The organism is Roseateles sp., assembly GCF_046300915.1.
Taxonomy (GTDB): domain Bacteria; phylum Pseudomonadota; class Gammaproteobacteria; order Burkholderiales; family Burkholderiaceae_C; genus Kinneretia.
Genome location: NZ_JBKCLH010000038.1, coordinates 23397 through 43353, shown reverse-complemented (window position 1 = coordinate 43353; position 19957 = coordinate 23397). Strand labels below are relative to the sequence as shown.

Annotated in this window: 19 protein-coding genes and 1 pseudogene; 14 read left to right on the top strand and 6 right to left on the bottom strand. The window is 67.8% G+C overall.

Annotated features, from left to right (window positions below):
* Positions 1–10: 10 nt before the first annotated feature.
* The 4 genes from ACK5F2_RS02405 to ACK5F2_RS02390 all read left to right on the top strand — a co-directional run bounded on the left by ACK5F2_RS02405 (position 11) and on the right by ACK5F2_RS02390 (position 4934).
* Positions 11–1597, top strand: coding sequence for an ATP-binding protein (locus ACK5F2_RS02405; RefSeq protein WP_409862499.1), 1587 nt, complete (start codon positions 11–13; stop codon positions 1595–1597).
* 77 nt (positions 1598–1674) lie between these two features.
* Positions 1675–2361 (top strand): CAAX prenyl protease-related protein, encoded by a 687-nt coding sequence (locus ACK5F2_RS02400; RefSeq protein ID WP_409862497.1) that lies wholly within the window; start codon positions 1675–1677, stop codon positions 2359–2361.
* Positions 2358–4280 (top strand): MFS transporter, encoded by a 1923-nt coding sequence (locus ACK5F2_RS02395; protein WP_409862495.1) that lies wholly within the window; start codon positions 2358–2360, stop codon positions 4278–4280. Before ACK5F2_RS02400 ends, ACK5F2_RS02395 begins: the two co-directional genes overlap by 4 nt.
* 60 nt (positions 4281–4340) lie before the next feature.
* Entirely contained in the window at positions 4341–4934 is a 594-nt protein-coding gene (locus ACK5F2_RS02390) for a malonic semialdehyde reductase (protein ID WP_409862494.1), read from the top strand.
* Between the two features lie 4 nt (positions 4935–4938).
* On the opposite strand, the gene tgt is transcribed toward ACK5F2_RS02390, so the two are convergent.
* Complete coding sequence (gene tgt, locus ACK5F2_RS02385) at positions 4939–6099, bottom strand: tRNA guanosine(34) transglycosylase Tgt (protein WP_409862493.1); 1161 nt, start codon at positions 6097–6099, stop codon at positions 4939–4941.
* Positions 6100–6162: 63 nt separating this feature from the next.
* Here tgt and ACK5F2_RS02380 point away from each other — a divergent pair, with 63 nt between their 5' ends.
* The 6 genes from ACK5F2_RS02380 to ACK5F2_RS02355 all read left to right on the top strand — a co-directional run bounded on the left by ACK5F2_RS02380 (position 6163) and on the right by ACK5F2_RS02355 (position 10057).
* Positions 6163–6756: an IMPACT family protein gene (locus ACK5F2_RS02380; RefSeq protein ID WP_409862491.1), complete on the top strand. Its 594-nt coding sequence runs from the start codon at positions 6163–6165 to the stop codon at positions 6754–6756.
* 62 nt (positions 6757–6818) lie between these two features.
* A complete protein-coding gene (gene argG, locus ACK5F2_RS02375; protein ID WP_409862489.1) occupies positions 6819–8171 on the top strand; it encodes an argininosuccinate synthase in 1353 nt (450 codons plus the stop codon).
* Positions 8172–8352: 181 nt separating this feature from the next.
* Positions 8353–8790, top strand: coding sequence for an excalibur calcium-binding domain-containing protein (locus tag ACK5F2_RS02370; protein WP_409862487.1), 438 nt, complete (start codon positions 8353–8355; stop codon positions 8788–8790).
* Between the two features lie 12 nt (positions 8791–8802).
* Positions 8803–9300 carry a hypothetical protein gene (locus ACK5F2_RS02365; RefSeq protein ID WP_409862485.1) on the top strand — a complete coding sequence of 166 codons (498 nt, stop codon included), beginning with the start codon at positions 8803–8805 and terminating at the stop codon, positions 9298–9300.
* Between the two features lie 45 nt (positions 9301–9345).
* Positions 9346–9648 carry a TfoX/Sxy family protein gene (locus ACK5F2_RS02360; RefSeq protein ID WP_409862484.1) on the top strand — a complete coding sequence of 101 codons (303 nt, stop codon included), beginning with the start codon at positions 9346–9348 and terminating at the stop codon, positions 9646–9648.
* On the top strand, positions 9611–10057 hold the full coding sequence (locus ACK5F2_RS02355) for a hypothetical protein (protein ID WP_409862483.1): 447 nt from the start codon (positions 9611–9613) through the stop codon (positions 10055–10057). The genes ACK5F2_RS02360 and ACK5F2_RS02355 overlap by 38 nt, the downstream gene beginning before the upstream one ends.
* Before the next feature lie 13 nt (positions 10058–10070).
* On the opposite strand, the gene queA is transcribed toward ACK5F2_RS02355, so the two are convergent.
* The gene (gene queA / locus ACK5F2_RS02350; protein ID WP_409862482.1) at positions 10071–11165 is read right to left on the bottom strand and encodes a tRNA preQ1(34) S-adenosylmethionine ribosyltransferase-isomerase QueA; all 1095 of its coding nucleotides are present in this window, start codon (positions 11163–11165) and stop codon (positions 10071–10073) included.
* A 139-nt stretch (positions 11166–11304) separates the two neighbouring features.
* On the opposite strand from queA, the gene ACK5F2_RS02345 reads away from it, so the two are divergent.
* A complete protein-coding gene (locus ACK5F2_RS02345; RefSeq protein WP_409862481.1) occupies positions 11305–11703 on the top strand; it encodes a TraR/DksA family transcriptional regulator in 399 nt (132 codons plus the stop codon).
* 56 nt (positions 11704–11759) lie between these two features.
* Positions 11760–12140, top strand: a complete 381-nt coding sequence (locus tag ACK5F2_RS02340) for a hypothetical protein (protein WP_133601793.1) — start codon at positions 11760–11762, stop codon at positions 12138–12140.
* 37 nt (positions 12141–12177) lie between these two features.
* Here ACK5F2_RS02340 and ACK5F2_RS02335 read toward each other — a convergent pair whose 3' ends face one another.
* Together ACK5F2_RS02335 and ACK5F2_RS02330 are read right to left on the bottom strand one after the other, a co-directional pair.
* Positions 12178–12699 (bottom strand): DUF2799 domain-containing protein, encoded by a 522-nt coding sequence (locus tag ACK5F2_RS02335; protein ID WP_409862480.1) that lies wholly within the window; start codon positions 12697–12699, stop codon positions 12178–12180.
* 299 nt (positions 12700–12998) lie between these two features.
* On the bottom strand, positions 12999–15356 hold the full coding sequence (locus ACK5F2_RS02330) for a YCF48-related protein (RefSeq protein WP_409862479.1): 2358 nt from the start codon (positions 15354–15356) through the stop codon (positions 12999–13001).
* A gap of 151 nt (positions 15357–15507) precedes the next feature.
* Here ACK5F2_RS02330 and recG point away from each other — a divergent pair, with 151 nt between their 5' ends.
* The gene (recG, locus tag ACK5F2_RS02325) at positions 15508–17595 is read left to right on the top strand and encodes an ATP-dependent DNA helicase RecG (RefSeq protein ID WP_409862478.1); all 2088 of its coding nucleotides are present in this window, start codon (positions 15508–15510) and stop codon (positions 17593–17595) included.
* A gap of 180 nt (positions 17596–17775) precedes the next feature.
* Positions 17776–18210, top strand: a pseudogene (locus ACK5F2_RS02320) (FKBP-type peptidyl-prolyl cis-trans isomerase).
* Positions 18211–18235: 25 nt separating this feature from the next.
* Here the strand turns inward: ACK5F2_RS02320 and panC are convergent.
* Together panC and panB are read right to left on the bottom strand one after the other, a co-directional pair.
* Positions 18236–19069, bottom strand: a complete 834-nt coding sequence (gene panC, locus ACK5F2_RS02315) for a pantoate--beta-alanine ligase (protein WP_409862477.1) — start codon at positions 19067–19069, stop codon at positions 18236–18238.
* Between the two features lie 15 nt (positions 19070–19084).
* Positions 19085–19894: a 3-methyl-2-oxobutanoate hydroxymethyltransferase gene (gene panB / locus ACK5F2_RS02310; protein WP_409862476.1), complete on the bottom strand. Its 810-nt coding sequence runs from the start codon at positions 19892–19894 to the stop codon at positions 19085–19087.
* Between the last annotated feature and the right edge of the window lie 63 nt (positions 19895–19957).

Genomic DNA, 19957 nt, shown 5'->3' with positions numbered 1-19957 from the left:
GCAGGCCGCCATGTCCGAGCAGCCCGCGCCCAGCCTCAGCGGCGACCGTCTCGCGGCTGCCTTTCCCTTTTTTCTACACGTCGACCCCCAGGGCCGCTTGATCAGTTGTGGCGCCAGCTTGCTGCACCTGATACCAGGGCTGCGACCAGGCAGCACGATCCATGAGCACATCGAGATCCGACGCCCACGGGGACTGGATCCACAGAACGCCGACTGGGCGCGCTACGAGGGCAGCCTGTGTGTGCTGCGCACCCAGCACAAGCCACCTGTGATGCTGCGCGGCAGTGTACTGAGCCAGTCGGACGGCACTGCGCTGCTGCTGTGTGCGGCCATCATCACCGAGCAGTCACAACTCCGCACCCACGGCCTGGGCTTCGAGCATTTCGCCCTGCACGATGCGCTGGGCGACATGCTGATGATTCATCAGACCATGAAGATGTCCCTGGACGATGCGGTCCAGCAGGCGGCGCGCCTGCGCCAGCGCAGCGCAGAGCTGGAAACCGTGCTGGCGCTCAGCCCCCAGGGCATCGCGTACTTCGACGCCAATGCCGTGCTCAAGATCGCCAATCAGGCCCTGGCCGATCTGCTCGTGCTGCCGCGCAGTGAGCTGCTGGGTCTAGATCTCCAGCAGGTTGCCGAGCTCTGCCAGGCTCGCCTGTCCGGGCAGGAGAGCCGGCGGATCGAAGCCGCAGCCCTGCGGGCCCAGCCCAGCCCCTTGCAGGGTCAGGTCCTGCGCTTTACGGGTCAACGCATGGTGCGGCTCGACTTGCAACCCGCTCCGGACTCCGGCCTGGTGCTGCGCCTGCAGGATGTGACGCAGGAATTCGAGATCGACCGCATGAAGAGCGAGTTTCTGAGCACCGCCGCGCATGAGCTACGCACGCCCATGACCAGTGTGCACGGCTTTGTCGAGCTGCTCTTGTGTGGCCGCTACAAAGCCGAACGCCAGCAGGAAATGTTCCAGGCCATCCACCGCCAGACCGGTCGCCTCATCGAGATGGTCAGCCAGCTGCTCGATCTGGCGCGGATCGAAGCCCGCCAAGGCGAGGACCTGGAGATTCGCAGTCTGGACCCGCAGCGGCTGTTGCAGGATGCCGCACAGGCCTTCTGCTCCCCCGATGAACGCGCACCCACTCTGCAGAGTCTGAGCGCGCAAGACACAGCGGATGGTCCGGCGAGACTGCTGGGCGACGAGCGAAAGATCCTGCAGGCCCTGAGCAATCTGCTGTCCAACGCCTTCAAGTATTCACCGCAGGGCGGGGAGGTGCTTCTCGACGCCCGGCGCGGACTGCTCAAGGACGGTCGGGAAGCCTGGGGCCTGCGCGTGAGCGACCAGGGAATTGGCATGAACGAGAGCCAGCTCAGCCGGGTCTTTGAGCGCTTCTACCGCGCCGACCCCAGCGGCACCATCCTGGGAACAGGCCTGGGCATGTGCCTGGTCAAGGAGCTGATTGAGCTGCAGGGGGGCGACGTGGAGGTCTGCAGCCAGATCGGCCGGGGGACCCGAGTCACGCTCTGGCTGCCCCTGCGTCTGCAGCCCCGGGGCCGTGACAGCCGGAGCCTGGGTCTGGAGGCCGAACACCCTGGCAAGCCCTGAGTCGCGTATCACCGGCTCGCTGCCGGACGTCACGATTTCAGGCTACCCTGCGCGCCTTGTTCGTCCCCCTCGCGACCATGAAGACAGCTATTCCCCCTGGTCTCAGCACCGCCGCCCTGGCTCGCTGCATTCCCTTCGCCCTCTTCATGGCACTGCTGATGCTGCGCGGCTCGCTGCCAGATGGAGGCGCGCTCGATCCGCGCTGGGTCTACGGCCTGAGTGTGCTCATCGTGGGCGGCGCCCTGCTCTGGTTCTGGAAGGATTACGGCGAATTGGCTCGCCAGAACCTCCCGGACCTTCAACAGACGCTGTGGAGCGTGGGCGTGGGCCTGGCCGTGTTCGGTCTGTGGATTCAGCTTGATGCCCCCTGGATGCAGCTGGGCGAGGCGACGGCCAGCTTCGTGCCCCTGGACGCACAGGGCCGGCTCGACTGGCCCCTGATCGCCATGCGCTGGGTGGGCGCGGCCCTGCTGGTGCCGGTGATGGAGGAGCTGTTCTGGCGCAGCTTCCTGATGCGCTGGATCGCCCACCCGCAGTTCGAGCGCGTGGACCCACGCCAAGCAGGCTTGCGCGCCATCGTGCTCTCCACCTTTGTCTTCATGCTGGCCCACACCCTGTGGCTGGCCGCCATCGTGGCCGGCCTAGCCTATGCCTGGCTCTATGTGCGCAGCGGCAAGCTCTGGACGGCCGTGATCGCCCATGCGGTGACCAATGGCGCCCTGGGTCTGTGGGTGATCAAGACCGGGCGCTGGGAGTTCTGGTGAGCAAAGACCTGCAAGACCAAGGGTCCGCCGGACATCCCAGCCAGTTCGCCCTGCTGGGCCAACGCCGCTTCGCGCCCTTCTTCTGGACCCAGTTCCTGGGCGCGGCCAATGACAATCTCTTCAAGTTCGCGCTCACGGTCATGCTGACCTACCAGCTGCAGCTCAGCTGGCTGCAGCCGGCCCAGGCGGGTCTGGTGATCGGCGCGCTCTTCATCCTGCCCTTCGTGCTCTTCTCGGCCACCAGCGGCCAGCTGGCGGACAAGCACGACAAGGCCTCGCTGATGCGCCTGATCAAGAGCCTGGAGATCCTCATCATGGCCCTGGCCGCCTGGGGCTTCTGGACCACCCAGGTGCCGGTCCTGCTGGCCTGCGTCTTTCTGATGGGTCTGCACTCCACCCTGTTCGGCCCGGTGAAGTACGCCTACCTGCCCCAGCAGCTCAACGAGCGCGAGCTCACCGGCGGCAACGGCATGGTGGAGATGGGTACCTTTGTGGCCATCCTGCTGGGCAATGTGGCCGGCGGCCTGCTGATCGCCACGCCGGAAGTCGGCGCCCGCCATGTGGCCCTGGGCGGCCTGCTGCTGGCCCTGGCCGGTCGCGCCACGGCCCAGGCCATTCCCGCCAGCCCCGCCACCGACCCCGAGCTGCGCATCAACTGGAACCCGGTGAGCGAGACCTGGCGCAATCTGAAACTGGCCCATGGCCAGCTGGCGGTGTTCCGCTCCCTGCTAGGCATTTCCTGGATGTGGTTCTTCGGCGCCGTCTTCCTGTCCAATTTCCCGGCCTTCGCCAAGGAGGTGCTCCAGGGCAATGAACAGGTGGCCTCGCTGCTGCTGGTGGTCTTCTCGGTGGGCATAGGCATAGGCTCGCTCTTGTGCGAGATGCTGTCCAAACGCCATGTGGAGATCGGCCTGGTGCCGCTGGGCGCCATCGGCATGAGCGTGTTCGCCATCGATCTGTACTTCGCCTCGCGCGCCCTGCCCCCGGTGAGCCAGGCGCTGAGCCTGAGCGCTTTTCTGGCCCAGGCCGCGCACTGGCGGGTGCTGGCCGATCTGGCCCTGCTGGCCCTCTTCGCCGGCCTGTACAGCGTACCGATGTATGCGCTGATCCAGCTGCGGGCTCAGCCCACGCACCGCGCGCGCATCATCGCGGCCAACAACATCCTGAACGCCCTGTTCATGATCGCCAGCTCGCTGCTGGCCGGGGCCCTGCTGGGCGCGGGCCTGAGCATCCCCCAGCTCTTCGGCCTGCTGGGCCTGGCCAATGCGGTGGTGGCGGCCTACATCTTTCTGGTGGTGCCCGAGTACCTGCTGCGCTTCGTGGCCTTCATCGCCTCGCGTTGCATCTACCGCTTTCGCCTCAGCGGTGAGCAACACATTCCGGCCCAGGGCGCGGCCGTGCTGGTCTGCAACCATGTGAGCTTTGTGGATGCGGTGCTGCTGATGGCCGCCAGCCCGCGGCCCATACGCTTCATCATGGACCACCGCATCTTCCGCATTCCGGTGCTGGGCTGGCTGTTCCGCCTGGCCAAGGCCATTCCCATCGCGCCTCAGAAGCAGGATCCAGCCACCTATGAAGCCGCCTTTGCCCGCGCCCGCGAGGTGCTGGACGAGGGCGAGCTGCTGTGCATCTTCCCCGAGGGCGGCATCACCCGCGACGGCCAGCTCCAGCCCTTCCGGGGCGGCGTGATGAAGATCATCGAGGACCGGCCCGAGCTGCCGGTGGTGCCGCTGGCGCTGACGAATCTCTGGGGCTCCTTCTTCTCGCGCGTGGAGCAGGGACAGGCCATGGTGCGCCCCTTCCGACGCGGCATCTTCAGCCGCGTGGGCCTGGTGGCCGGCCCGCCCCTGATCGCCGCCGAGGTCAGCCCCGAGGGCCTGCAGCAACGCGTGGGGCAGCTGCTGGCGGCGCAGGCCTGAGCGCGACATGGCACAGCGCTACAGTCAAACTCTCTGTGCCACCCAACAAGCTCCTGCCTTATGAAGCAAGCCGCCGACAACACCGTCCTGGACCTGGCCTTCCGCCAGGCCCGCACCTTCAACAAGTTCAGCGACAAGCCCGTCAGCGAGGTCACGCTGCGCGAGATCGTGACCCTGGCCCAGTGGGGCCCCACGGCCATGAACAGCCAGCCGGTGCGCTATGTCTTCGTGCAGAGCGCCGAAGCCAAGCAACGCCTGGCCCCCACTCTGTCACCGGGCAATCTGGCCAAGACCCTGGCAGCGCCGGTGACGGTGATCGTGGCGGCCGACAGCCGCTTCTACGAGCATCTGCCCACCCAGTTCCCCTCCTTCCCCGGCGCCCATGACATGTTCGCGGGCAATGCCACGGCGGCGGCCGGCACGGCGGGCCTGAACAGCCATCTGCAAGGTGCCTACTTCATCCTCGCCGCCCGCCTGCTGGGCCTGGATTGCGGCCCCATGGCCGGCTTCGACACCGCCAAGGTCAATGCCGAGTTCTTCCCCGACGGCCGCTACCAGGCGCAGTTCCTGATCAATCTGGGCTATGGCGACGCCAGCGGCAACCACCCGCGCGGCCCGCGTCTGGGCTTCGAGCAGATCGCGAGCCTGATATAGGGCCTCAGACCCCGCGCGCCCGGTCCGCGGCGAACTTCTTCTGGAAGCCCGCGAAGTCGCCCGCGTCCAGGGCCTCGCGCACTTCCTTCATCAGGTTCAGGTAGTAGTGCAGGTTGTGGATGCTGGTGAGCATGGGGCCCAGCATCTCGCCGCAGCGGTCCAGGTGGTGCAGATAGGCGCGGCTGAAGCCGCCGCTGACCGTGCCGTCGGCATTCGTCACGCCCTTGCAGGTGTAGCAGGTGCAGGTCTCGTCGACGGGGCGCTCGTCGGCCTTGTAGCGGCTGTTGCGCAGGCGCAGATCACCATAGCGGGTGAAGAGGTGGCCGTTGCGCGCATTGCGGGTGGGCATCACGCAGTCGAACATGTCCACGCCCTGGGCCACGCCTTCCACCAGATCTTCCGGCGTGCCCACGCCCATCAGATAGCGCGGCTTGTGGGCCGGCAGCTGGTGGCCGATATGGGCCAGCACGCGCTGCATATCCGCCTTGGGCTCACCCACCGAGAGGCCGCCGATGGCATAGCCGGGCAGGTCCAGCGCGGCCAAGCCGGCCAGGGAGTGGTCGCGCAGGTTTTCGAACATGCCACCCTGCACGATGCCGAACAGGGCGTTGGGGTTTTGCAGGCGGGCGAACTCGTCCTGGCAGCGCTTGGCCCAGCGCAGGCTCATCTCCATGGACTTGCGCGCCTCGATCTCGGTGGTGATGTGGCCCTTGGTCTCGTAGGGCGTGCACTCGTCGAACTGCATGACGATGTCGGAGTTCAGCACCGTCTGGATCTGCATGGAGATCTCGGGCGTGAGGAAGAGCTTGTCGCCGTTCACGGGGCTGGCGAACTTGACGCCCTCCTCGCTGATCTTGCGCATCTCGCCCAGGCTCCAGACCTGGAAGCCGCCGCTGTCGGTCAGGATGGGCTTGTTCCAGCGCTCGAACTGATGCAGACCGCCGAACTGCTTCATGATGTCCAGGCCCGGCCGCATCCAGAGGTGGAAGGTATTGCCCAGGATGATCTGGGCGCCCATCTCTTCGAGCGAGCGCGGCATCACGCCCTTGACCGTGCCATAGGTGCCTACCGGCATGAAGATGGGGGTCTGCACCACGCCATGGTTGAGCGTGAGCACGCCGCGACGCGCGCGGCCTTCGGTCTTGAGCAGGTCGAACTTCAGCATGATGGGCGCGATTGTCGCAGCGTGCCGAGCCGGCACCAAACCATGACGGCGACAATCCGGCCCATGCCCCTGAACCTCGCCGCCCCCGCACACCATGAACTGCTGATCAAGAAGAGCCGCTTCATCGCCTGTGTGGAGCCCTGCGCCGGTCGCGAGGCGGCCCTGGCCAGAGTCGCGGAACTTCGTGCGCAGCATGTCGGTGCCGCGCATGTGTGCTGGGCCCTGCTGGCCGGTGGCCAGAGCGCGGCCAACGACGATGGCGAACCCGGCGGCACGGCGGGCCGCCCCATGCTGGAGGTGCTGCGCCACCAGGACCTGGAGGGCGTGCTGGCCACGGTGGTGCGCTACTTCGGCGGTGTGAAGCTGGGCGCGGGCGGCCTGGTGCGCGCCTACACCGATGCCGTGGCCCAGGCCCTGCTTGGCGCCGAGAAAGTGCCCCAGTTGCGCCTGAGCCGGCTGCGCTGCACCCTGCCCTATGCGCTGGAGGGCCTGGTGCGCCGCGAGCTGGAGCTGCACGGTGCCCAGCTGCTGGCCGTGCAGCACGGCACCCTGGTCGAGATGAGCCTGGCCCTGCCCGAGCAGGCCGCCGGCGCGCTGCTCGCCCGGCTGAACGAGGCCGGCCAGGGCCGGATCGGCTGGTTGCGGCCCGACGCCTAGAATAGGCGGCTGTTTCCCCTGCCCTCACTCCCCCTTTCAGCGCAAGAGAAGAGAGAAGTCCCGTGGCCGCAACCATCCTCCAAAAGATTCCCGCTGGCGAACGCGTCGGCATCGCCTTCTCCGGCGGCCTGGACACCAGCGCCGCCGTGCACTGGATGCGCGCCAAGGGCGCCGTGCCCTGCGCCTACACGGCCAATCTGGGCCAGCCCGACGAGAGCGACTACGAAGAGATCCCGCGCAAGGCCAAGGCCTACGGCGCCGAGATCGCCCGCCTGATCGACTGCCGCGCCCAGCTGGTGGCCGAAGGCATTGCCGCCATCCAGTGCGGCGCCTTCCACATCAAGAGCGGTGGCGCCACCTACTTCAACACCACCCCGCTGGGCCGCGCCGTGACCGGCACCGCCCTGGTGGTGGCCATGCGCGACGACGGCGTCAATATCTGGGGCGATGGCTCGACCTACAAGGGCAATGACATCGAGCGCTTCTACCGCTACGGCCTGCTGGCCAACCCGGCGCTGAAGATCTACAAGCCCTGGCTGGACCAGAGCTTCATCGACGAGCTGGGCGGCCGCAAGGAGATGAGCGAGTACCTCATCGCCAACGGCTTCGACTACAAGATGAGCGTGGAGAAGGCCTACAGCACCGACTCGAACATGCTGGGCGCCACCCATGAGGCCAAGGACCTGGAGTTCCTGAACGCCGGCATGAACATCGTCAAGCCCATCATGGGCGTGGCCTTCTGGCGCGAGGACGTGGTCGTCAAGCCCGAGACCGTGAGCGTGCGCTTCGAGGAAGGCGTGCCCGTGGCCCTGAATGGCCGCACTTTTGCCAACGCGGTGGAGCTGTTTGCCGAGGCCAATGCCATCGGCGGCCGCCACGGCCTGGGCATGTGCGACCAGATCGAGAACCGCATCATCGAGGCCAAGAGCCGCGGCATCTACGAAGCCCCCGGCATGGCCCTGCTGCACATCGCCTACGAGCGCCTGGTGACCGGCATCCACAACGAGGACACCATCGAGCAGTACCGCATGAACGGCATGAAGCTGGGCCGTCTGCTGTACCAGGGCCGCTGGTTCGACCCGCAATGCCTGATGCTGCGCGAAACCGCCCAGCGCTGGGTGGCCCGCGCCATCACCGGCGAGGTGACCCTGGAGCTGCGCCGCGGCAATGACTACAGCATCATGGACACCGTCAGCCCCAACCTGACCTACGCGCCCGAGCGCCTGTCCATGGAGAAGGTGGAAGACGCCGCCTTCACCCCGGCCGACCGCATCGGTCAGCTGACCATGCGCAATCTGGACATCACCGACACCCGCCAGAAGCTGGGCATCTACACCCAGACCGGCCTGCTGGGCCACCAGAGCGAAGGCAGCGTGCAGCTGCTGACGGGCGAGGGCGACAGCCGCAAGGGCTGAGCCCCGCGACCGACGACTGCCTGACGAACGGCCACCTTCGGGTGGCCGTTTTCCTTTACACCGACGATCACGCTCCCACTCATGGGGGAAGCGGCTGTTCCAGCCAGCAAGCCGGGGCCATCCGACGCGACACTGCGCCGCCCGCCTCGATACGATCGCCGAACACACCAGAGCCGCCACAATGGATTTACTTATGCGCGAGTGGACAGACATCATGATTGGCTATGCAGTGGCCGCCATACTGATCACAGCCTCCGGCCTCGGCCTCGCAGCACCGGCCTACAAGTGCATGGTCGACGGGCAGCTCAGCTATCAGCAAAGCCCATGTCCCAGTGGCCAACAGCGCAAGCAGCAGTCGCTGGAGGAGCTCAATGCCGAGGAATGGCGCCGCCGTGCAGCATCGGCAGCCACCCCAGCCAAGGCCCCGGCGCCACACACCGGCACGCCCGGACCGACGATCCTCCCGAAGGAGACTTCCACCTACCGTTGCGATGGTCGCCGGCACTGCTCGCAGATGAGTTCCTGCGCCGAGGCCAAGTTCTTCCTCGCCAACTGTCCTGGGGTGGAGATGGATGGCGACAGGGACGGTATTCCCTGCGAACAACAGCACTGCCACTGAGCGAGCAACGCCATGAGCCCCGCCTTCGCCCCCGACGAACACCACCACCACCGCCAGGACCTGACCCTGCTGCTGTCCCAGCTGCCGGACGCGGCCCTGATGGCTCATCTGCGTGCCGGGCAGCTCAGCGAGGCGGGCTATGCCCTGGCCGTGGCCGAGGCGCAGCGGCGTGATCTGCCACTGCCGGATCCGGCCGAGGAACAGCCCTCACCCGCCGCGCTGTGCCAGGAACCCTATTTGGGCGACTGGACCCTGCTGGAGCGCAATCTCACGCCCACCGAGGCGCATCTGCTCAGCGCCTGCCTGCAATCGGCCGGGCTGCAGGCCGAGGCGGGCGATGTAAACATGGTGCAGGCGAACGCGCTGCTCTCGGTGGCCGTGGGCGGGGCCAGCGTGCGCGTGCCGCAGGCCCAGCTGGCAGAGGCGCAGGCGGTGCTGGCGGCTTTTCGCCGCGGCGAGTTCACGCTGGGCGATGACTTCGATCCGCGCCAGCCCGGGGTGGCCGACTGAGTTCCCGGCCGCCCGAGTCAGCCCCGTTTTGACCATGAGCCCTGCATGAACAAGAAGCAGCCCACAGCCACACTGGCCGAACTACCCAATCTCGGCCCCAAGTCCGCGCAATGGCTGCAGGCCGTGGGCATCGAGGACGCAGCACAGCTGCGCGCCATGGGCGCCGTGGCGGCCTTTGTGCGGGTGAGGCGCAGCGGTGTGGCGGCCAGCCTCAATCTGCTCTGGGCGCTTGAAGGCGCGATCTGTGAGCAGCCCTGGCAAACCGTGGCGCGCAGCGAGCGCACGCGGCTGTTGATGGCCCTGGAAGACCATGAGCGCAATGCCCTACACCCTGCTGCTGGCCGATAGCGAGCTGGCCAGCATCGAGCGCGTGCCCCAGGGCCTGCGGCTGCGCCTGGCGGCGGCCCATGCGCTGCGCTCGGCAGGCCCACACGAGGCGCGGGCCACGCCCGGCTACTTCGCCGGTGGCGTGGTGGTGCTGCTGCTAGAGGGCGCCCGGCTGCCGCCGGACGTCGAGGCAGGCGCCTTGCTGGGCCGGGTGCAGGAAGCGCGGCTGCGCTGCGGCCCGGACCAGGCCTGGCGCCAGGCCCGTCTGCCCCTGCCCGGTCGCGTCCCCGGCAAGGGCCAGGACGAGGCGATTGGCCTGGAGCTGCAGCTGCACGGAGCCCCCTTGCTGCTGCTGCAGGGCTGGGCCCTGCAATGCAGCGTGGCGCTCACGGACCTGGACGCGGCCTTCCGCGAGTCCCTGGCCTGCTAGCGGGCGCAGGCCTTCAGCCCGCGCGCCGCTCCAGCAGCATGGCGTCGCCATAGCTGAAGAAGCGGTAGCCCTGGGCAATGGCGTGGCGGTAGAGCGCCATGATGGGCTCGTAGCCCGCGAAGGCGCTCACCAGCATCATCAGGGTGCTCTTGGGCAGGTGGAAGTTGGTGATCAGGCGGTCCACCACCCGGAACTGGAAGCCCGGGGTGATGAAGATATCGGTCTCGCGGGCACCGGCCTGCAGGCTGCCACCCAGGGCGGCGGATTCGAGCGCGCGCAGCGTGGTGGTGCCCACGGCCACGACCTTGCCACCGCGGGCCTTGCAGGCGGCGATGGCGTCCACAGTGGCAGGGCTCACCTCGAACCACTCGCTGTGCATCTTGTGCTCGCTGATCTTGTCCACCCGCACCGGCTGGAAGGTGCCCGCGCCCACATGCAGGGTCACATGGGCCGTGGCCACGCCGCGGGCCGCCAGGGCGGCCAGCACGCCTTCGTCAAAGTGCAGAGCCGCCGTGGGTGCGGCCACCGCGCCGGGTTCCTTGGCGAACACGGTCTGGTAGCGCCGCACATCGTCCTCGGAGTCGGCATGCTCGATATAGGGCGGCAAGGGCACATGGCCGTGACGCTCCAGCAGTTCGAAGGCATCACCCGAGAGGCGCAGATGAAAGAGCCCGTTGTCCGGCCCGCAGCGGCCCAGCACCTCGGCCTCGAAGGCGCCGTCGGCAAAGCTGACCCGGGCGCCCGGCTTGGGGCTCTTGCTGGCGCGCATATGGGCCCAGACCTCGTCGGACAGGCCGCCTGCGGCCGCGGGCAGCACACGCTCCACCAGGGCCTCTACAGCGCCGCCGCTGGCCTTCTGGCCATAGAGACGGGCCTTGATGACCTTGGTGTTGTTGAAGACCAGCAGGTCCCCGGGGTTCAGCAGCTGGGGCAGCTCGCGAAAGATGCGATCCACCGGGGGGCTGCCGCGGCCGTCCAGCAGGCGCGAGGCGCTGCGCTCGGCGGCCGGCGTCTGGGCGATCAGCTCGGGGGGGAGTTCAAAGTCGAAGTCGGCGACGCTGTAGTCGCGCTGCGAGGCCGCAGCAGAGGAGTGGGCGGTATCGGACATGGTGGTGTTGAGGGCCGGACGGACCCGTTCCAAACAGGCCCGCATTGTCCCATGGGGCCGCACGCAGCTTGATGCGCATCAACGCCCGCCGGGGCCAGCGGTGACAGCATGGGAACCAGTCAGCCAGGAGTTCACCCCCATGAGCACCCTTCTCACCGCCGGGCAAAGGGCCCAGCTCCAAAGCACGCTGTTGCTGCAGCGACGCGAGTTGGAGCGTGAATTCAATCTGCAGCTGGGCGAGGACACCAGCCGCGTCGAGCATGCGAGCGCCGCCCTGGCCAGCCAGGAAGACGAGCCCGCCCACCGCGCCGACCGCGATGTGGACCTGGCCCGCAGCGACCTCACCCTGCAGAGCCTGCGCGCCATCGATGCCGCGCTGGAGCGGCTGGAGCAACCGGACTACGGCTTCTGCCAGGACTGCGGCCAGCCCATCGCCTTTGACCGCCTGCGCCTGAATCCCCAGTCCCTGTGCTGCACGGGCTGTCAGACCGAGCGCGAGCAGCAAGGCGCCGGCCAGGCCCAGCGCCACACGCTCTGAGTCTGCGGCAGCGCCGGCCACCTGTTTCTTTCATTCACCCCACCAACGGAGTCACCATGAGTCTCTTTCACGCCGTGGTCTGGCTGGACCATCACAGCGCCCAGATCCTTCAATTCGATGCCGAGCATGTGCAGGCCGAGAAGGTCAAGGCCAGCAGCCGCCACAGCAAGCAGCATGGCAGCGCCGTGCGCACCGAGCATGAGTTCTACGCCGAGGTCTGCGAGGCCCTGCAGGGCATCAGCGAAATCCTGATCACCGGCTCCAAGACCGCCCAGGCCGACTTCAAGCACTATCTGGAAAAGCACCGCCCGGCCCAGGTGAGCAGCGTGGTGGGCTACGAGACCGTGGACCACCCCAGCGACAAGCAGCTGGTGGCCCTGGCCCGCCAGTTCTTCCTCAAGCACGACCGCATGGCGGGTGTGCCCACCCCCATGTGATGGGCGGGCGGCTCGGCCGCCCTTGCCTGCCTGAGCTTTAGTAGCGCCGCGGCGCCTGCAGCATTTCCAGGTCGTACTGGCTGCGCAGGCGCCGCTGCGCATAGTCCAGCTCGCGCAGCTGGGCGCGCAGGCGCTTGCGCTCCTCGTCGGTCTTGGCGTTCGCCAGTTCGCGCTCCAGGCGCTGGACCTCGCGATAGTTGCGGTCGAGCTGCTGCGTCAGTTCGTGGATGCGCCGGCCCGCCTCGTACAGGCGCTGGAATTGATCGCCATCAGGGCGCTCGTCGCAGGCGCCGCGATCAAACTCGCCCCGCAGGCCCACGCGCCAGCCGTTCTCGGGCATGCAGTACTGGGCGATGCCCTGCTCCCAGCCCTGGCGCCAACGTTCGGCATCGGGCTGCACGCCCACCTTGCCGCAGGCCTTGGCATGCTCATCCACCCGGTCAGCGGGCATGCCGCTGCGGCCATCGCGCAGCCCGTAGCGCTGCCAGTCCGCCTTCAGGCACTCGCTTTCGCTGAGGCTGGCGCAGCCCGAAAGACCCAGGGCGGCCAGCGCAAGCATGAGGCCGGAACCATGGCACCGGAGCTGGTGCAGTGAGACACGAAAGCTGATCATGGGCGGGGTCGGGTAGCGGCGCAGGCCGCGGGCTGAAGACAGCCACCATTGTCTATGGCCACGCAGCGCGCCCGCATCTTGGCAGGATGCCGCCCATGCCTGAGGTTTCCAGAGCACCTTGACACCCGCCAAGGATGACTCGACAGAATCTGCCAGCTGGTGGCGTGCCACCAGCTAGCCGGCAGGGCTACCGGTGCTGTGCCTCGCTCAGCACAGCCCCTGGCAAAGCACCTTAGAAACGGAACTCAGAAACCGCCAGTTCCGGTAGCCAGCAGGGTCCCATCTGCGCCACTGATCCAGGCACTCCGGCCATCTACGGCAAAGACACGCTGAAGTGCCTTTTGCGTGCCGGCGTTCTGCGGCACCCAGGTCTGGCCACCGTCGCGGGTGAACAGCACCGTACCGCCTTCGCCAACGATCCAACCCTGCTGTGCATCAATGAAGCGGATGCTGTTCAGGCGCTGCGTGGCGCCGACATTGACGCGGCTCCAGGTCTGGCCGGCATCCACCGACTTGAGCACCGTACCGGCTCCGCCCAGGACCCAGACCGTGCTGGCGTCGCTGAACAGGACCCGATTCAAGTCGGCCGAGGTGCCGCTGAAGCGCGCCACCCAGGTCTTACCGCCGTCATCGGTGGCCATGATGCGACCGCCATAGCCCACGATCACGCCCTTCTTGTCGCTGCCGAACTGAAGGGCAGCCCCTAGAGTGCTGAGCTCGGCGCGCTCGCTCCAGCTCGCACCGCCATCGCTGCTGACCAGCAACCAGGACTTGCTGCTGGCTGGGTCATAGGCCTGGGCGAAGCCGTTGCTCTCGTCCACAAAGTGGAAGGCGCTGATGGTGTAGCGGCCCATCAGCGGCGTGGCCCAGCTGGCGCCACCATCTGTGCTGCGGTAAATCTTGCCGTCGCCGGCGAGCAGCCAGCCCTTGCTGCCCTTGGCTAGAAACTGAAATTCGCTCCCGCCATAGCCGGTGGCTGCAAGGTTCTTGATCTTGGTCGTCCAGACCAAGCCGCCGTTGCTGGTTTCCTGCAACTCGCCGCTGGCGTTCAGGGTCAGGCCGCGCTTGGCGTCAAAGAACCAAGCCGCCACCAAAGAGCGTTGGGCGACATCGCTGCTCACGCCCCCCACCTGGGTCCAGCTCTGCATACCGTCCAAGCTGAGATAGGCCTGATCACCCTTGACCCACAGCCAGCTCTTCGCGCCCAGTCGACGCGGGCGGTACTCGTACAGGCCCTCGCTGGTCGGGGCGGTGATGCGCTGCCAGCTGTTGCCCCCGTCTTCGCTGGTGAAATGATCCCTGCCGTTGTAGGCATTGGCGGTGCGGTAGAGCACGCCTCCTGCCAGCACCCGGGCGTTACTGTAGGTCCAGTTGCCCGTGCTTGGCACGCCAAGCTTGGTCCAGTTGCGACCACCGTCGATAGTGCGATAAATCGCCGCGCTGGCGACCAAAAAGCCCCGGTCGGCATCCTGGAAGAGCACCTCACCTGGGCCGCTGAAATTCAGATCGGCATCGATCAGCCCCTGGGCTTCATAGCTCGTCCAGCTGGCGCCACCGTCCGTGCTGCGGCGCAGGGTCAGCTTGTGGACATAGCGGGAGTTGGCGCTGTCCCAGGTGACGCTGAAGTTGCGCAGAAACAGCAGCTGCGGGCTAAGAAGCTGGAAACGGTCGCTGAAATTGCCGCCCGTGTAAAGCGTGGTGCTGGTAGCACCGCCGTCAGCGGACTTTTTCAGCGTATTGCCATCAAAGCTCCACAGCGTGCCATCGGTCCCCACCGCGGCCGGTGCGAAGCTGGCCTCGGTCCAAGTCTTGCCGCCGTCCGTCGTGCGGCGGACACGGCTATTGCCGTAACCGGCATAGACCACGGCGGAATTGGCGTCGATCACGCGCAGGCTCAGACCCAAGTCGCTCAAGCCCACGGCCTGCTGGCTCCAGGTCTTGCCGCCGTCGGTGCTGCGAAGCACGGCGCCAAACTCGCCCACTGCCCAGCCGCTGTTCGCGTCGGCGAAGGCGATGGCGAGCAAACGGGTGCGCAAGCCACTGTCCTGGCGGGTCCAGCTGGTGCCGCCATCGACCGTCTTGAAGATTTCGCCGTTGTCCCCCACCGACCAGCCTGTCTGGGCATCCAGGAAGAAATAGTCCTCGCGGCTGGTGCCGGTGGGCCGGGGCTGCTGCCAGCACCAGCCACTGTCGTTGGCGCTGGAGCAGACCAGGCCGCGCACATGTGCGCGGTTATTGACGCTAAGCTTGAACTTGACTTCCGTGCTGGCGCCGGCGCTGTTCGGCACCCGCAGCGATACTTCATAGTCACCCACCTTGGCATAGTCGTGCTTGGGGCTGACTTCGCCGCTGGTACTGCCGTCACCAAAGGTCCAGAGATGGCTCAGGCCGCTCAGGGCCGCGGCATTGCTGGTGAATGCCGTGCCGGACATCACATCGCTCAGGGCCGTGGCACTGATGCTGAGCTCGCTCGGGATGGCCGTGGGGGCCTCCACCACCGGGGCAGGCCCACCGTCCCCGCCGCCGCCGCAGGCGCTCAGCAGCGCCGCCGAGATCAAGAGCGCGCCGGTCCATCCGGCACGTGCGTGAGTATTCCGGTTCATCCGAACCCTCCCCTTCTGCATCTGTTCTGTCGGTCTTGTGAGATCGCCACCTAGGCGGCGCGGCCGGGATTGTGCCTGTTTGTAAAGCTCACTCATGCGCACTGCCCCTATACGGGGGATACCGGTTCGCCCTGACGGCACAATCGCGCCCATGCCTGAGGTTTCATCCAGTCCCGTCACGCCCGCCAAGGCCAGCAAATCCGCGCCGCAAAAGGCCATGGAAAAGCTGGGGCTGAAGCGCGACATCGACCTGGCCCTGCACCTGCCCCTGCGCTACGAGGACGAGACCCGGCTGACCCCCATAGCCCAGGCGCGCGAAGGCGAGACGGTGCAGTGCGAGGGCGTGGTGATCGAGAACCGCGTCGAGCTGCGCGGCAGGCGCCAGCTGATCGTGAAGATGGAGGGCGACGACGGCGCGCTGCTGCTGCTGCGCTTTCTTCACTTCTACCCCTCGCACCAGAAGAGCATGGCCGAGGGCCAGCGCCTGCGCGTGCGCGGCGAGCTGCGCGGCGGCTTCTTCGGACGCGAGATGGTGCACCCCGCTTTCCGCGCCGTGGACGCCGACACGCCGCTGGCGCAAAGCCTGACCCCCGTCTACCCGGCCGGCGCCAACCTGCCCCAGGCTTATCTGCGCCGCGCCGTGGCCACCGGCCTGAGGCGCGCCGACCTGGCCGAGGTGCTGCCGCCCGGCAGCGTGCCGCGCCAGCTGCCCACGCTGCGCGAGGCCCTGGACTTTCTGCACCACCCGCCGCCGCGGGTGAGCCTGGCCACGCTGGAGGACCACAGCCACCCGGCCTGGCAGCGCCTGAAGTTCGAGGAGCTGCTGGCCCAGCAGCTCAGCCAGATGCGCGCCCAGCGCGAACGCGCCCAGCTGCGCGCGCCGGCCCTGCGCGCCGGCCCCGGCGGCCTGCACGAGCAGCTGCTGGCCGCCCTGCCCTTTGCCCTGACCGGTGCCCAGCAGCGCGTGGCCGAGGAGATCGCGCAAGACCTGGCCCTGGCGCAACCGATGCATCGACTGCTGCAGGGCGATGTGGGATCGGGCAAGACCGTGGTGGCGGCCCTGGCCGCCGCGGTGTGCATGGACGCCGGCTGGCAATGCGCCCTGATGGCGCCCACCGAAATTCTGGCCGAGCAGCACTTCCGCAAGCTGATTGGCTGGCTGGAGCCCCTGGGCATCAAGGTGGCATGGCTCACGGGCAGCATCAAGGGCAAAGCGCGCCAGAAGATGCTCGATGCGGTGGCCGATGGCAGCGCCGGCCTGGTGGTGGGCACGCATGCGGTGATCGAGGACAAGGTGCAGTTCAAGCAGCTGGGCCTGGCCATCGTCGACGAGCAGCACCGCTTCGGCGTGGCGCAGCGCCTGGCTCTGCGCAAGAAGCTCGAAGCCCAGGCCTCACGCGGCCGCGGTCAGAGCATGGAGCCGCATATGCTGATGATGAGCGCCACGCCCATTCCGCGGACCTTGGCGATGACCTACTTCGCCGATCTGGCCGTCTCTACCCTCGACGAGCTGCCGCCGGGCCGCAGCCCCATTGTCACCAAGGTGTTTGCCGACACCAAGCGTCTGGAGGTGATCGCCAAGATCGCCGACGCGGTGGAAAACGGGCAGCAGGTCTACTGGGTCTGCCCGCTGATCGAGGAGTCTGAGACCCTGGATCTGAAGAACGCCACCGAGACCCATGCCGAGCTCAGCGCCGCCCTGGCCGGCCAGGGCGTGGGCCTGCTGCATGGCCGCATGCCGCCGGCCGAGAAGGCGGCGGTGATGGCGGAGTTCAGTGCCAACCGCCTCAGCGTGCTGGTGGCGACCACGGTGATCGAGGTGGGTGTGGACGTGCCCAATGCCAGCCTGATGGTGATCGAGCATGCCGAGCGCTTCGGTCTGTCGCAGCTGCACCAGCTGCGCGGCCGCGTGGGCCGTGGCGCGGTGGCGAGCGTGTGTGTGCTGCTCTACACCGGCCCCCTGTCCATCACCGGCAAGGACCGGCTGCGTGCCATGGCCGAGACCACCGACGGCTTCGAGATCGCGCGCCGCGATCTGGACATCCGCGGCCCCGGCGAATTCATGGGCGCGCGCCAGAGCGGGTCCGAGCTGCTGCGATTCGCCGATCTGCAGGAGGACGCGCCCCTGCTCAAGGCCGCCCGGCAGCTCGCCCCGCGCCTGCTGGACGAGCATGCCGAGGCCGCCCTGCGCCATGTGGAGCGCTGGCTGGGCGGCAAGGCGGAGTTCCTCAAGGCCTGAGTGCGCCGCCACGAGACCTGCGCGCCCTGCGCCCGACCGCCCCTGGCGGCGTGGCTACACTGCGCGCTTTCGCGGCGCCGATGGGCCCGCATCTGAAAAATTTTTCCTGAGCATCCGCAGACCATGACTTCCGCCGCTTCCCGCCGTCGCCTTCTCCTCACAATCGGCAGCGCCGCCTTGCTGGGCCTGAGCGCCTGCGGGGGTGGCGGTGGGGGTGGCAATGGCGAGATCGGCGTCAGCTGGGCCGAAGTCTCGGGATCCAACACCGTCACGGCGCTCAAGACCACGGACACCCTGGCCGGCACAGGCGCCGAAGCCAGCAATGGCAAGCGACTCACCGTGCACTACACCGGCTGGCTCTACGACCAGCGCGTGGCCGGCACCCAGAAGGGCGCGCAGTTCGACAGCTCCGTCGGCTAGACGCCGTTTGGCTTCACGCTGGGCGCCGGCCAGGTCATCAAGGGCTGGGACCAGGGCTTCAACGGCATGAAGGTGGGCGGCAAGCGCACCCTGCTGATCCCGGCCTCGCTGGGCTATGGTGCCCAGGGCGCAGGCGCTGCCATCCCGGCCAATGCCGCCCTCATCTTTGAGGTCGAGCTGGTCTCGGTGCAGTAAAACCGGCGCTCAGCAAACCTGGGGCTCAGAACTCCAGGTTGTCGATCAGGCGGGTGTTGCCCAGGCGGGCCGCGCCCAAAGCCACCAGGCCCTCGCCCTCGCCCTCGCCGGGCGCGCCCAGGTCCAGGCGGCGGCGCAGCACCAGGTAGTCGGGCGCCCAGCCCGCGGCGCGCAAGGCCGCCTCGGCCTCGCCCTCGATGGCAGCCAGATCGCGCTCGCCGGCCTGCCAGCGCGCGATCATGGCCTTGAGCGTGGCGGACAGGCGCAGGGCCTCGGCCAGCTCGGACTCGCTGAGATAGCCGTTGCGCGAGGACAGGGCCAGGCCGCCCGCATTGCGCGTGGTCTCGCCGGCCAGGATCTCGATGGGCAGGGCCATCTGGGCCACCATGCGGCGTATCACCATCAGCTGCTGATAGTCCTTCTTGCCGAACACGGCCCAGCGCGGCTGCACGATATTGAAGAGCTTGTGCACCACGGTGCACACGCCGGTGAAGAAGCCGGGGCGGAAGTGGCCTTCCAGGATGTCGGCCAGCGCCGCCGGCGGCTGTACCTTGTAACCCTGGGGCTCGGGGTAGAGCTCCTCCTCGGCCGGGGCGAACACATAGTCGCAGCCGGCGCCGGCCAGCAACTCGGCGTCGCGCGCCAGGGTGCGGGGATAGCGGTCGAAATCCTCATGCGGCGCGAACTGCAGGCGGTTCACGAAGATGCTGGCCACGACCGGCCCCGTGCCCGCGGCCGCGCGGGCCTGGCGCACCAGGCTCAGATGGCCCTCGTGCAGATTGCCCATGGTGGGCACAAAGGCGCAGGCCTGGCCGGCCAGAGCGGCGCGCAGCTCGGCGATGGTGTGTATGACTTGCATGGACGGACGGGCGCTTCAGTAGCTGTGCAGGGCGTTGTCGGGGAAGGTCTGGGCCTTGACCTCGGCCACATAGCGGCGCACCGCATCCTGGACCGAGGACGCGCCCTGCATGAAGTTCTTGACGAAGCGGGGTCGGCGCCCCGGGGTCACGTCCAGCATGTCGTGCAGCACCAGAACCTGGCCCGAGGTGCCCACGCCGGCGCCGATGCCGATCACCGGGATGCCCAGGCTCTGCGTCAGCTCGGCCGCCAGGGGCGCCGGCACCATCTCCAGCACCAGCATCTGGGCACCGGCCTCGACCAGCTCGCGGGCCTCGCGGCGCAGCTTGTCGGCGGCCGCCTCGTCGCGGCCCTGGACCTTGTAGCCACCCAGCATGGTGACGGTCTGGGGCGTCAGGCCCAGATGGGCGCAAACGGGGATGCCGCGCTCCACCAGAAAGCGCACCAGGGGCGCGGTCCAGCCGCCGCCCTCCAGCTTGACCATCTGGGCGCCGGCCTTGACCAGGGCGGCGGCGCTCTTCCAGGCCTCCTCGGTGCTGGCCTGGTAGCTGTCGAAGGGCAGATCGCCGACCACCCAGGCGCTGCGGCGGCCACGGGCCACGCAGCGGGTGTGATAGACCATGTCCTGCAGGCTCACGGGCACGGTGCTGGCCTCGCCCTGCAGCACCATGCCCAGGGAGTCGCCCACCAGCAGCACGTCCACGCCCGCCTCGTCCAGCACCGAGGCAAAGGCCGCGTCGTAGCAGGTCAGCATGGCGATCTTCTCGCCGGTGGCGTGCATTTCCTGCAGGCGCTGCAGGCTCAGGGCTTTGCGTTCGGTACTCATCATGGATGGGCGGTCGGGAGGTGGCGGACGCCGGGCCGAAGCACGGCGTGCGAATAGCGGAAC